Genomic DNA, 11,979 nt, shown 5'->3' on the forward strand with positions numbered 1-11,979 from the left:
CTGCCGGCCGATCAGCGCATCGACACCCGCACGCCACCTCGATACTGTTTCGCCGTGATCCGTCCGTGATGACCTATCGTCGTCGTCTCCTTCATGCTTTACTGTATATAAAAACAGTATTAAGGGGGTTGCGCTATGCCGGGAAAAATCATCAACCTGGAGCAGATCAGAGCGCTAAAGGAGGCGGGAATTGAATGGGGGCCTGATCCTTTTCTAGATACTTTACCGCTGTCCTTCTCGACCACTCACTGCGCTGCTGCCCGCGCCATGCTGAATTGGTCAGTAGAGGCACTCTCATTCCGGTCCGGGGTTTCAGTCAAGGCAATCAGAGAGCTTGAAGAAGGCCGGCGAACATTGCGATCGGTCACGATGCAAGCTTTGTCGTTCGCCTTAGAAACGGAGGGTCTGGTCTTTCTTCCAGGACTGAAGCCCATGCGCGGCCAAAACTGCCGAGGTGGAACCACCGACCCCAGGAAACGTGACGATTTCCATCTGCTTGAGTAGGCCACTAGACTGGGCCACCATCCTCAATGTCTGCTTTCACGCAGACTAGCATCTGACTCGAAAAGGAATACCGCATGACTCAATCGTTACTTCCGATGGCTTTCAGCGAGTACGGCGAACCGGTCCCCACTGCAGACCAAGTCCGTACCATTTTGGCAGTGTTACCGGTAGAAGTTGGGAATGGCTTACGCGAAAAACTCAACGATGTACTTAAGGCCCATGCGCCCGGTCCATTCTGTGATGCCCTCGGTGATTTGGAAGCATATCTGAGCGCGCTGGACGACACTCGTCTAATGCCTTTCGAAAACCAGATTGCGCTCAAGACATATGTCATGCTCGGCTGGAGAGAGTGGCGAGCGAGCTTTAACACGTTCGAAGCAATGTAATTTCGCCCATACACTCGCCGATTGTGTTGGAGTACTAACGCAAAAAGCTCTACAGCCCCGTGATTAAGGGGCTGTAGAGCTTTTTGACATGTCGTAGTCATTCGTTCATTTGGCATTAAATGGTATTGGTTGGCATCCACTATACTTCCTCGTAGACCACACGAATATTATTCCAATTTAATAATGCTGCCAAACCAGTTATTCAAACTATAACCAGACGCCCAGCGAAACCAAAAAAAGAAGCCCGACTGGTTTTACTGTCGGGCCCAGCCCTGCTAAGCACAGACCTCGATCCGCTCGGGCACAGACCTTCAATCGTCCAGCTTTTTGGATGCAGCCCATAAGTAGGCAGATCTCATCGTCCTAAACGTTGGAACCAGAAAGGGATGTTGGCCGGACGCTTAATGTTATCCGCTGAAACAACACTCTGAACAATTGAAAACTCGGATGAGTTTTAGGCCGTTTCTCGGATCAATTCTGTTGCCGTCTTGTTAGCCTACTCGGCAATACACGCTTTACGCAGGCCAAGCATGCCTGACACGTGTGTGGGGGGGGCCTCTCCGAGCGCTCACTGTTTTGACCAAGGAGCAGTTATATGCGCCAAAGGGATTTGAGGTTCACTTTTTCTGTGCTGTCAACGCAGGAGGAAGCCCTCGGTAAGCCTTATCGGCTGATGCCTGAGCTGGTCAGCTCCTCTCTTAACGCCCGGCGGAGGTATGTTCCAGTCGGACACCGAACATTGACTGATTCATGGAAGACCCGTTATGTCCGATAGGCAACATCGTACCGATACCATTTGCACCTATAAGGCTGTTCAGGGAGACAAGCAGATCCGGCACTGGCTGGAGTTTCAATTGCTCGATGAGCGCAACGATCCTTTGCCTCATCAGCCTTTTCGGGCGATCAATGAGGCGACCCGCTGCCAGCTCGTTCCCGAATTCAGCGGTCAGAGCGATGCTCAAGGGGTGATCCGCCTGGAGGGCCTGCACCCGCTGGCGGTGACCCTGCTGTTGACGGCCAATCCGCTGGCAGAGGTGTTGCAAACCCGACGTCTGAGTGCGCTACGTGCTGAACTGCCGGTTTCGCCCCCCCTGGAAATCCCTTATCGCTATGACCCGCCTCCAGCGAACTTCTCCTCCATTGAGAAACAGGCCCGGTCCGATGGGCACGGTTATCACTATCTGCGCATCGGTCAATTGTGCGATCGCTTCCCGGACCTGGATCCTTGGTCAGAGCAAGACAAACTGCCGGCGTTCCATTTCCCCGACCCGAACTTCGGCGGTTTCACGGTGGCCGACGACGAACTGAACCGCCGCCATGTACTGGAGATCTGCCCCTTCCGTGCCTGGTCGCTGGTGCTGCATCACCTACCTGAATACAGCATGGCCAATGCCTATAACCTTGGACTGATGGCCAACTTGTCCTACAGCGTCGTCGCCCAGAACATGTTGAAACAGCGACCGGACACCGATCCCAGTACCGTGTCGGGTTCGGTGGACGAGTTCTTTTTCCGCCAGTGCCTGGACTTGTCGCGCACGCCCATGATGATCGACAACAAAGGGGACCGCCTACCGGCGCTGGTGGTGGACGTCCCCTTCGACCAGCGCTACACCACGGCTGTCATGCTTGATTCGCTGACGGCCGAGCGCCCACCGGGTGGGTCGGACATCCCACAGCGCATCATCGAAAACACCCAGCTTTTCTATTGTATCAACCAGACTCAGGTGGTCGTGGCCTGGCGCGGGACCCAGGAGCCCAAGGACTGGCTGACCGATGTGATGTACCGCCCGATGCCGGCCGATGGCAGTGGCTGTGACTTGAAGTCACCGGGCACGCACCTGATTGATGTCGGCAGTGTGCATTACGGTTTTTTGCAGGCGTTCGAGGTGGCCAAGAAGCTGTTTCCCACAGATTTCAATGACATTCAGACAGCGTTAGACGATAGAAAGTTATTTATTTGCGGCCATAGCCTGGGCGGCGCCCTGGCACTGATCCACTCCGCAGAGCTGAAAGATAGCAATCCCCTGCTCTATACCTACGGCATGCCCCGCACCTTCACCGGCAAGGCGCTGGAGAGTCTGAAGTCCGTGACGCACTTTCGCCACGTCAACGACGCGGACACCGTCACCAGCGTGCCACCCGAGGCGGCGCTGGATAACTGGCTGTACGAAGCCTTCGGCCCGCTGGGCGCTGACCTGGGCTACATCTGGTCCGTGGGTGAGCTGCTGGCCGGAAAACTGATCCGCTTTGGCGACCCCTACTGGCATCACGGGCAGATTGCCATGTTCTACCGGGCCGACCAGCATTTGGAGTCACGTGCCTCCAACAACCCTTTCGAGCGCAGTAAAGAAGGCCTGGGCGCGCCCTACTACAGCACCATTACTACCCGTTTGCTGCACCGCACACGCATCTACCTGGTACCGAGCCTGAACGATGAATCCAACCGCTTCGCCCGTGACGAGCAGAAGACACTGATCCGCTCGCTGAACCGGGAAAGCCTGGCGCATTTCTTTCCACCACACACCAACCCCGAGCGCAGTACCGCACGCTCCAGCCCGTCGGATCACTCGATGATCAAGGCTTACCTACCCTTCCTGCACAACCAACTGCTGGAGTTGAGCGACCCCGAGCGGCCGCTGCAGCGCAAGGAGGAGCGGGCGAAGTTCGAGGAACAGATGAAAACGATGGGTATCCCCGAGGTGGAAAAGCATCGCAACGAACAGTTCCTTACCCTGCAGAAGTTGTTACCCATGACGTTGCGCATGACCGAAGACCTGGAAGGTGGCCGTGAGGCCCTGCAGCGTTTCTGCCGCAAGCGTGAATTCGGCGTGATGATCGAGATCACCCAAGCCTGAACCACCGCTCCGGGATGCCACAGCCCGCCAAACACATCGGCCATAGGGGAAGACGTGAAACCATGAACATTCTGATCCACCCCGCGCAGTTTCCAATGCAACACGTGAGCTATCGGACTGTCGAGGAAAGCGGGGGCGCCCTCCCCTTCGTCCGCTACCGTGTCACCACCCGAGAACGGACGGTGTACGAGGGCACGACCAATTGTGAGGGGCACACCCAATCCATCACTACCCGTTACCCGGACGCGGTGACCATCGACTTTCCCGACGCGCTGCCAACCATTACGGAGGAACACAGAACATGAAGGCTCCCCTAAGCCGCACGAGCGGCGCTCTGTTGCTACTGTTCAGCCTCAGCGGTTGCGCCCAGAACCAGGCCTTGTCGCCGCCACCGGGTGGTGAGCAGGTCAGCATGACGGTGAAGGTCCCGCAGAATCTCGCCGCGGAACCCATGCGGGTGATGTACCGCTCGGAGAAATGCCCAATCAAGCGCTCCGGGCCGGACTGGACCAGTTATGAAGAGGACGGCTACCTGGCCACCACGGTCCAGCCGCAACGGCAGGGGCAGAGCGATCTGTATGAGGCGAAGCTGCCCATCAATGGCGGGAGCAGCTGCCAGTGGCAGTTGAGCAATGTCACCTTTGGCGTCACCTACGCCAACACGACGCACTTCGGGGAGAACGTTAAAGCCGGCCCTGGCGGGGGGGTTATCGTGATGTTCGATCAGCACCTGCCACAACGACGTTCTGCTTTTGAGCCGACGATAAAGGTCAGCGGTGACGTGCTGATCAGGCAGGACTACTACCCTTGGGTTAGCGAGCATTTCATTGGCGGGCATAAAAAGCTCGCTTGGCTAATCGGTGAGGGTGAAATGTATTCGTATTATCGCGCCCCAACTGCCCGAAAGGTGGCGTTCGAGCCCCTGCTGCATGCCGACTACGTGGTTTACTCGGTGGCGCCGAAGGTGCAGAAAGAGGGCAATCACACCCAAGTCACCTACCCCGATGGCAGTGTTACAGCGACTGGTAGTAAGCCAAGCTTCAAGAAGCTGCAAGCCATTCGCCTGGGGCAATCACGATGAGTACCCGCACGCGATGACCATCGAGTGTCCAGACTCACTGCCCGCCACCACGGTGGAAGTATGAACGCGTTCATCAGCGGCACTACCGCTGGCCTGCTGCTGTTCAGTCTCGGCGGTTGTGCCCTCAATCGGGGCTTTTCGCCGCCGCCGGGTGGCGAGCAGGTCAGCATGACGGTGAAAGTCCCCCAGAATCTCGCCGCGGAACCCATGCAGGTGATATACCGCTCGGAGAAATGCCCAATCAAGCGCTCCGGGCCGGACTGGTCCAGTTATGAAGAGGACGGCTACCTGGCCACCACGGTCCAGCCGCAACGGCAGGGGCAGAGCGACGTGTATGAGGCGAAGCTACCGATCAATGGCGGTAGCAGTTGCCAGTGGCAGCTGAGTAATGTGACCTTTGGCGTCACCTACGCCAACACGACGCACTTCGGGGAGAACGTTAAAGCCGGCCCTGGCGGGGGGGTTATCGTGATGTTCGATCAGCATCTGCCACAACAACGTTCTGCTTTTGAGCCGACGATAAAGGTCAGCGGTGACGTGCTGATCAGGCAGGACTACTACCCTTGGGTTAGCGAGCATTTCATTGGCGGACATGAAAAGCTCGCTTGGCTAGTCGGTGAGGGTGAAATCTATTCGTATTATCGCGTCAAAAATGCCCGAAAGGTGGCGTTCGAGCCCCTGCTGCATGCCGACTACGTGGTTTACTCGGTGGGGCCGAAGGTGAAGAAAGAAGGCAATCACAACCAGTTCACCTACTCCGATGGCAGTGTTGTGGTGGGTGGCAGTGACCCAAGCTTCGAGAAGCTGCAAGCCATTCGCCTGGGGCAATCACGATGAGTACCCGCACGCGATGACCATCGAGTGTCCAGACTCACTGCCCGCCACCACGGTGGAAGTATGAACGCACTCATCGACAGGGCGACCCGGTGAACTGTCCGATTCCCGGTCACGGTCGGACGGTGATTGTCGAGGGGCACCCAACGTTTCGCGACAATGGTGTGCCGGTCGCCTTTCACGGGCACCGCTGCGCATGCGGTTGCACGTTGATTTCGTCACTGCCAGAAGCAGGCGCAAGCTAGCCATGCCGGTCCGACTGGATCAACTCCGGCCCTTGGCGTTAGGCATACCGCTGGCGCCAAGGCGTGATTCAGCGTGCGCTTGAGGTCGCTTTATAACCAAAACCAACTTTACCCTTAAAGGTAAAATCTATTGTCTAATATATCTGGTGGATATTTGTGGTTAAGGCAATTCTGAGGCTAGTTCCGGGCAACGTCGATCCTCGCCATTTCGAGCTTCTGTTGAGCGGTACGACTATCCGCACTCCCGCATTGATCGAGGCGTTGCGCGACCATCTTGTAAATGGCTTGACGGCGAGCAGTGCGTTGATAAAGCACGACGTGAAAATGAATCAGTTTTGGCGACGGCTGGAGGTGATTCGTGAGGAAGACAAACGGGCTCAAGAACTGAGTTCATTTTACCGTAAAGGATAAAGCTGTTCGCCAATCTCCGGTCATGAATGTCCACCATACCGCCCTCACTGTCGGCGGTGATGATCACGAAGCCGACATGTTCGTCCGATCTGGTTCGTACCTTGGACGAAGCCTGCCCCGTATAGGCAGGGCAAATCGTCTCTTCGATCAAAGCGGTCGAGGCAAGCCGGGGATATTCCTGGCGATGTGTTGTCCGTGGCTATTCAATGGGTGATCAAAACAACCCGCCCAACGCGGACGGTTCCCAGTTCATGATCACCAGTTCACCACTCACCTCGGCCCTCCCCTGCCGCTGATTGGTGTTGGTGTAACGGATGTCCAAGGTCTCGAAATGAAAGCCCTCGAACACCCGCCGGATGTCCGGGTGATCATTGATGCTGACCATGACCATGACCTTGCCTTTGCAGCGGCGCATGAAGTCGGCCATCCGCTCATAGTTCTCAAACGGAAAGTCCACCCCATAGCCAGCGGTTTGCCAGTAAGGCGGGTCCATGTAGTGGAAGGTCTGGGCACGGTCGTAGCGTTCGGCACACTCCAACCAGGGCAGGTTTTCGACGTAGGTGCCGGACAGGCGCTGCCAGGCAGCCGAGAGGTTCTCTTCGATCCGCAGCAGGTTGATGGCCGGGCCAGTGGTGGCGGTACCGAATGTCTGCCCGGTGACCTTACCAGCGAAGGCATGGTGCTGCAGGTAGAAGAATCGGGCGGCGCGCTGGATGTCGGTGAGGGTTTCGGGGCGGGTCATCTTCTGCCACTCGAACACCTGGCGCGAACTGAGTGCCCATTTGAACTGGCGCACGAACTCTTCGAGGTGGTTCTGCACGACGCGATAAAGCGTCACCAGGTCGCCGTTGATGTCGTCGAGGACTTCAATAGGTCAGTAAACAAGCTGAACCTAAACTGGTAGCCTCCCTACTGTCCTGTGCTTCCTGCATGCCACACACATATCGTGACCATTGATCCATTAACATTTGACGCTTCCCGAACAGATCTCCACGGCGATAAGCAGCCTCAACCGCATTCGCTACTGTATGTGCAAGCGCCTGTTCGCAGACCTCTCGAGGATAGTGGGTGACCTCACTCGCCCAATCCCTAAAAGTCGAGCGGAATCCATGCGTCGTGAGATCGTTGCGCTTCATTCGACGCAACACCATCAACATCGCCATATTGCTCAGCGGCCTCCCTTTTCGAGCACCAGGAAACAGATGATTGTTCCCTTCTACGCGAGGAAGACCAATCAGTAGATCCAATGCTGGTTTCGACAGCGGAACCCGGTGCTCTTTCCCTGCTTTCATCCGCGACGCTGGAATGGTCCATATCCCTGCAACGAGATCAATCTCTGCCCACGTAGATAAGAGTACTTCGCTGGTTCGGCAGGCAGTCAGGATAGTGAAGCACAGGGCCTTAGAACTCAGATCTTCTGCTTTCTCAAGAGTCGCCACGAACGTAGGGAGCTCAGTCCATGGGATTGCTACGTGATGTTTTACAGCACGCACTTTTTGGCGAGGAGGCAAAAGCTTGTCCAAGTGTCCTCGCCATCGAGCGGGATTTTCGCCTGCGCGTAGGTCTCGAGCCCTTGCTGCGTCGAGGACAAGTTCGATACGGTTTCGCAAACGGCTAGCGGTTTCGGGCTTTTCTGTCCAAATCGGCTTGAGGATTTTCAGCACATGTTCAATGCCTATCTCCTGGGTGGGAAGATCGCCTATGATCTTGAACGCATAAGTAGTCAGTGTGTTCTTCCACTGTTGGGCGTGCTTGGCATTTTTCCAGCCCGCCTTATGGGCAGCGATGTAATCAAGAGCAACCTCCTTAAAGGTTATTGGTTTGGTCGGGGTTTCGCGCTCCGATAGAAACGTGGCTTCTTTTTCCAGCCTTTTCCTCTCCAACACCTCATCTCGACTCGCAATTGGATCGACTCCAAATCTACTCAGCCTTCTAGCATCAGATGCTTTTTCCCGAGCTGCCGCGAGACTTGTCTCTGGATGCTTTCCCAAGCCCATATATCGACTCTTTCCTGATAGCTTATAGCGGAAAAGCCAACTTGCACCGCCGGTAGGGCCAACTCTCAGATACAACCCATCTCCGTCATTGGTCATGCCAGGCAAGCCAGTTCTGACTATTTTCTCCACCGCCTTTGTCGTAAGTGATGCCATGCGTCACCTCATCTTTTTAAGGACGATGACCTAATCTAAATCAGCTCCAGCCCACACTCCAGCCCACACCTTGGACGATGGCTTTCGGTAGTATCCATTGGAACACAAAAGACAAAAAATCAAATATCTACATGTTTAATAAGGACTTTTTAGTAAACAGCCAGACGGCAATAGAACTAAAAATACGTCAAAATAGCGGACATCGCCTCCGCCATCTTATGTACGACAAAGCCCTGATTATTTAGGGCTTTGTCGTTTCTGGGGTTTGGCTTCTGATCAGCCGACCTCAACGAGTTACAAAACTTTTTGGTAACCGTTACAAAACTTTCCTGATTTCCCCTACCCCTGGCGCCCAGCCGGCCGTAAAAAATCCTTCATCGAACCTGGCGCTACGCTGACCTCGTAACCGAGGACTCGCTATGCCAAATTCAGTACTCCCTTCCCTACTTTTCAAAATCAACGAAAACCAGCTTTCCCTCGAGGCGGCCGTCATGGAGCTTTCCAACTGGGTCGAACAACGCGGCTCGGTCGACGTCGCCGACAAGGTGCGGGGTGCCCTAGATACGATCGACAAGAACGAGGAGGTCCTGATGACACCGGAGTGTCCTGCTCACGTTTATCAAAGGCAGTCTTTACATCCTCCAGTGCCGCTCATGGTTGGACGTTTGCACCGAACATCGTGCACGTTGGGGAATGGAAATTGCTTTGATCCATCTACCTCTTGCTGTATCCCGCCGCAGCGCTTACACCACACGGAGCCATTCAAAATGGACCAGCTCTGATGCAAAGCAAGGATCTTATCTAGAGTTGTCACTCTGCTGACACCTGTACAAAACATGTACAAAATATACTAGACCATGGGTTCCTGCGTTCAAGACCAGCCGGAGGAAATAGCGAGTGGGGCCTATACAACCAACAAGCTCGGTTGCTCATAAGCGCATCGCACCGCTCATATCCGCTACACGTTGCTTGACTTTTGAAGATCGCCGTCTAGCCTCTATTAGGATTAAACAAAACCATAGTAAATGTGGTTAATTTAGCTTTAATGGATAGATTCAGTCGTCACTCCTAATGGAATAAGGAGTTCATCAAATTGCCCACCGACTCCAAAAATTCAACCATATATTCATCGAAAACGTACGATGACTTTCTAACTGCGCGCGATCAACCGATCATGCATAAGTACACTTTTAATCAGCACAAGCTAAAACCAAGAACAAGCTCCTCAACGAAAAACAAGATACCAAACTCCTTCCTGGTAACAAATTACAGTCAACCAAGACCATTAAGGAATTCGATACACTTACTGGCGAACACTTAAAAAACATACCTGAAAGGGCATCAACAATAATTAACAGAATCTATCAAAAAGGAGTAATCGCAGACAACATATAAAACAGACGGAGCAAAACCCAAACTAACTATTGCAGGCGCAATGTTAACTCAATAAAAGGAATTATACCGATGGCTCAAAGAAGCGTTGATGTTTATTTTGAGAATTATCTCGACTCCACCTTGAGTCTAACTCAGAATTCTCTGAAGTTAGATCATGGGGAATGGGATTCCTATCCTCCGCAGAAAATATTGAAGCCGAACGCTAATGTGCCCGGCAAAGGTTATTGGAAGACAGAGTCGGACGGGTTCGCTACGGGCACGGAGGCACTTTGCTCCTACGCTTTTTATGATTTTGTCACTGAGGAAGTTTGCAATATAAATATCCACTGGGACGACCCATACGCGGGATCTAATTCGTATGTAATCACGACCGATAGCGATAACGTTAAAGTTTCATATAGTGGTGGAGACGGCGATAACGCTACTGTGACCTTCAGGGCAGAAAAAAAATAACATAACGGAGCGGGCCTTAGTTGATCAGATAGCCGCCGAGAAAATCTCGAGCGGCTATTTCAAAACCAAATTTTAGAAAGTCGATCTCGTGATACTGCTCTCTGTAACTCATGGACCTGAAGCCGCCACCTCCCGCACGTACGCCTGGCACTCCGCCAGTTTGATCAGCCCCGGTCACCGTCGTCGGTGATGCCGACAATTCGTTGAGCATTGCGCTGGGTCAAGGTGACCCCGAAATCAGCAGTTGATATTTAAAGAAAAACAGGTCATTTAAAGGAGGTACAAAACCGCCACATTTAGCGTTGGATATTCCTACAGTAGTTCACCCTTTCTCCGGCGTTCTGCCGACCGAACACAATCCCTATTTTGAAATACCGTCATACGCCTGCTCGCACGTCACGCCCCTGGCTCTGGCTTGGTCAGCAACTTCAGCCAGTTCGCCCGCTCGCTGGTCAGCGCGCTTGAGCACGTCGGCAAGCACCATTGCGGCGCGGGTAGCTGCCTGGCTTGCGGCGGCAGTACAGGAATTGCCGCTGGTTTGACTGGCTGCGAGTCGAGCGGCAAGGGTGTCGGCCGCCCCACGCAGGCTGTCAGCAGAAGCGCGAGCAGCGGCAGCATCAGCAGTTGCTTGGTCAATGATCTGTTGGCCATCTTGCATCGCCTTATTGATGGAGAGTTGACGGGCTTGCTCTTTGGTGCGCTCGGCGGCCTCATTCAGCGCTTTAGCCTCGGCGTCCCGGGTATCGCGGTCATTCCAGGCCGATTGCCACTCGGCATCCTTCACCGATAGCCCATGGTGGTAGGCGCCAAACAGCGCGCCGGCCGCCAGCAGCACCGCAGCTATATAAGGAAGGATCCGCAGCCAGATGGAAGTCATGCCAGCACCTTCAGCGCAGTCTCGTAGAAGGCCTTACGCTCTTCAAGGCCATTCAGCCCGAGCTTCGGCCACCGCCTCACTGAACGTCACGGCTTAGTCAATGACGCCGACCAAATGGACGAGACCTTGGGAATCGAGATGAGCCAGCGAAGGAATACTCCCGATCAGGAACGCCGTAAACCCGCCGGTCAAGATCGCGCACGCCTGATTCCGCGAAGCGAACAAGTAGTAGCCAATGGCCCGATCAGTGCGACGAATACAACCCATCAGAACAAAGAATTGGCGCCGCCAAAACGATCATCGTAAAACTTCAAAAAAAACGGAAAGCACATTCCATGACCTTACTAATGTTTGTCCTGCTCAGTTTATTCGCCGGCTTCGCAGTTCCCTTGCAAGCCGGGACTAACGCAAAACTAGGCAGTCTCCTGGGCCACCCTTTGTGGGCAACCGCAGTTTCCTTATTGGTCAGCCTGGTCGTTCTCATCGTTGTCATCATTGTTGCAAAAGCACCCCGCCCGAACTTATCGGCGGGACAAGAAGGCCCATGGTGGATTTGGATGGGCGGCGTGGCCGGCGTGTTTTATATAACCGTCGCCTTATTGATGGCCCCCCGACTCGGCGCACTCAACTTCATCATGGCGGTATTGGTCGGCCAACTTATCGTTTCAATCGCGATTGACTACTTCGGCCTGATCGGCTTTCCGAAGCAGTCTCTTAATATTAATAAACTGGTCGGCGTGATTGTCGTCATAGGAGGTTTTCTTATTACTACACGTACTTGAAAACAA

Annotated in this window: 13 protein-coding genes and 3 pseudogenes; 11 read left to right on the forward strand and 5 right to left on the reverse strand. The window is 54.2% G+C overall.

The features are described from left to right. The first annotated feature begins 135 nt into the window (after window positions 1-135). From J3D54_RS26505 to J3D54_RS26540, 8 genes and pseudogenes are all read left to right on the forward strand, one after another. Window positions 136-504 carry a helix-turn-helix transcriptional regulator gene (locus tag J3D54_RS26505; protein WP_253424826.1) on the forward strand — a complete coding sequence of 123 codons (369 nt, stop codon included), beginning with the start codon at window positions 136-138 and terminating at the stop codon, window positions 502-504. Between the two features lie 74 nt (window positions 505-578). Beyond that, on the forward strand, window positions 579-890 hold the full coding sequence (locus tag J3D54_RS26510) for a hypothetical protein (protein WP_253424828.1): 312 nt from the start codon (window positions 579-581) through the stop codon (window positions 888-890). Window positions 891-1,654: 764 nt separating this feature from the next. After that, window positions 1,655-3,745, forward strand: coding sequence for a lipase family protein (locus J3D54_RS26515; RefSeq protein ID WP_253424831.1), 2,091 nt, complete (start codon window positions 1,655-1,657; stop codon window positions 3,743-3,745). A 62-nt stretch (window positions 3,746-3,807) separates the two neighbouring features. Further along, window positions 3,808-4,050, forward strand: a complete 243-nt coding sequence (locus J3D54_RS26520) for a hypothetical protein (RefSeq protein ID WP_253424833.1) — start codon at window positions 3,808-3,810, stop codon at window positions 4,048-4,050. Further along, window positions 4,047-4,826 carry a hypothetical protein gene (locus J3D54_RS26525; RefSeq protein WP_253424835.1) on the forward strand — a complete coding sequence of 260 codons (780 nt, stop codon included), beginning with the start codon at window positions 4,047-4,049 and terminating at the stop codon, window positions 4,824-4,826. Before J3D54_RS26520 ends, J3D54_RS26525 begins: the two co-directional genes overlap by 4 nt. Before the next feature lie 60 nt (window positions 4,827-4,886). After that, complete coding sequence (locus tag J3D54_RS26530; protein WP_253424838.1) at window positions 4,887-5,663, forward strand: hypothetical protein; 777 nt, start codon at window positions 4,887-4,889, stop codon at window positions 5,661-5,663. An 80-nt stretch (window positions 5,664-5,743) separates the two neighbouring features. Further along, window positions 5,744-5,905 (forward strand): annotated as a pseudogene (locus J3D54_RS26535) (PAAR domain-containing protein); the annotation flags it as partial. A 156-nt stretch (window positions 5,906-6,061) separates the two neighbouring features. Beyond that, a complete protein-coding gene (locus tag J3D54_RS26540) occupies window positions 6,062-6,316 on the forward strand; it encodes an adhesin biosynthesis transcription regulatory family protein (RefSeq protein WP_253424842.1) in 255 nt (84 codons plus the stop codon). Between the two features lie 13 nt (window positions 6,317-6,329). On the opposite strand, the pseudogene J3D54_RS26545 reads toward J3D54_RS26540, so the two are convergent. The 3 genes and pseudogenes from J3D54_RS26545 to J3D54_RS26555 all read right to left on the reverse strand — a co-directional run. Further along, window positions 6,330-6,404: pseudogene (locus J3D54_RS26545) on the reverse strand (DUF159 family protein); the annotation flags it as partial. A gap of 126 nt (window positions 6,405-6,530) precedes the next feature. Further along, window positions 6,531-7,190 (reverse strand): annotated as a pseudogene (locus tag J3D54_RS26550) (DNA adenine methylase); the annotation flags it as partial. After that, window positions 7,183-8,466 carry a site-specific integrase gene (locus J3D54_RS26555; RefSeq protein WP_253424845.1) on the reverse strand — a complete coding sequence of 428 codons (1,284 nt, stop codon included), beginning with the start codon at window positions 8,464-8,466 and terminating at the stop codon, window positions 7,183-7,185. The gene J3D54_RS26555 and the pseudogene J3D54_RS26550, both read right to left, overlap by 8 nt. Window positions 8,467-9,930: 1,464 nt before the next feature. On the opposite strand from J3D54_RS26555, the gene J3D54_RS26560 reads away from it, so the two are divergent. Further along, window positions 9,931-10,314, forward strand: coding sequence for an aegerolysin family protein (locus tag J3D54_RS26560; protein WP_253424848.1), 384 nt, complete (start codon window positions 9,931-9,933; stop codon window positions 10,312-10,314). 16 nt (window positions 10,315-10,330) lie between these two features. On the opposite strand, the gene J3D54_RS26565 is transcribed toward J3D54_RS26560, so the two are convergent. Both J3D54_RS26565 and J3D54_RS26570 read right to left on the reverse strand, forming a co-directional pair. Further along, window positions 10,331-10,525, reverse strand: coding sequence for a hypothetical protein (locus J3D54_RS26565; RefSeq protein WP_253424851.1), 195 nt, complete (start codon window positions 10,523-10,525; stop codon window positions 10,331-10,333). A gap of 150 nt (window positions 10,526-10,675) precedes the next feature. Next, window positions 10,676-11,191: a DUF2514 family protein gene (locus J3D54_RS26570; protein WP_253424854.1), complete on the reverse strand. Its 516-nt coding sequence runs from the start codon at window positions 11,189-11,191 to the stop codon at window positions 10,676-10,678. A gap of 114 nt (window positions 11,192-11,305) precedes the next feature. Between J3D54_RS26570 and J3D54_RS26575 the strand changes: the two genes are divergently transcribed. Continuing rightward, window positions 11,306-11,497, forward strand: coding sequence for a hypothetical protein (locus J3D54_RS26575; protein WP_253424858.1), 192 nt, complete (start codon window positions 11,306-11,308; stop codon window positions 11,495-11,497). Window positions 11,498-11,526: 29 nt separating this feature from the next. Continuing rightward, on the forward strand, window positions 11,527-11,973 hold the full coding sequence (locus J3D54_RS26580) for a DMT family transporter (RefSeq protein WP_253424861.1): 447 nt from the start codon (window positions 11,527-11,529) through the stop codon (window positions 11,971-11,973). The last annotated feature ends 6 nt before the right edge of the window (window positions 11,974-11,979 follow it).

This window comes from Pseudomonas sp. GGS8 (assembly GCF_024168645.1).
Lineage (GTDB): Bacteria > Pseudomonadota > Gammaproteobacteria > Pseudomonadales > Pseudomonadaceae > Aquipseudomonas.

Coding starts and splice junctions, on each gene's coding strand:
- J3D54_RS26555 (WP_253424845.1), bottom strand. CDS start 8,466: ATGGCATCACTTACGACAAAGGCGGTGGAGAAAATAGTCAGAACTGGC.
- J3D54_RS26515 (WP_253424831.1), top strand. CDS start 1,655: ATGTCCGATAGGCAACATCGTACCGATACCATTTGCACCTATAAGGCT.
- J3D54_RS26530 (WP_253424838.1), top strand. CDS start 4,887: ATGAACGCGTTCATCAGCGGCACTACCGCTGGCCTGCTGCTGTTCAGT.
- J3D54_RS26520 (WP_253424833.1), top strand. CDS start 3,808: ATGAACATTCTGATCCACCCCGCGCAGTTTCCAATGCAACACGTGAGC.
- J3D54_RS26510 (WP_253424828.1), top strand. CDS start 579: ATGACTCAATCGTTACTTCCGATGGCTTTCAGCGAGTACGGCGAACCG.
- J3D54_RS26570 (WP_253424854.1), bottom strand. CDS start 11,191: ATGACTTCCATCTGGCTGCGGATCCTTCCTTATATAGCTGCGGTGCTG.
- J3D54_RS26565 (WP_253424851.1), bottom strand. CDS start 10,525: ATGCTCAACGAATTGTCGGCATCACCGACGACGGTGACCGGGGCTGAT.
- J3D54_RS26505 (WP_253424826.1), top strand. CDS start 136: ATGCCGGGAAAAATCATCAACCTGGAGCAGATCAGAGCGCTAAAGGAG.
- J3D54_RS26580 (WP_253424861.1), top strand. CDS start 11,527: ATGACCTTACTAATGTTTGTCCTGCTCAGTTTATTCGCCGGCTTCGCA.
- J3D54_RS26525 (WP_253424835.1), top strand. CDS start 4,047: ATGAAGGCTCCCCTAAGCCGCACGAGCGGCGCTCTGTTGCTACTGTTC.
- J3D54_RS26575 (WP_253424858.1), top strand. CDS start 11,306: ATGGACGAGACCTTGGGAATCGAGATGAGCCAGCGAAGGAATACTCCC.
- J3D54_RS26560 (WP_253424848.1), top strand. CDS start 9,931: ATGGCTCAAAGAAGCGTTGATGTTTATTTTGAGAATTATCTCGACTCC.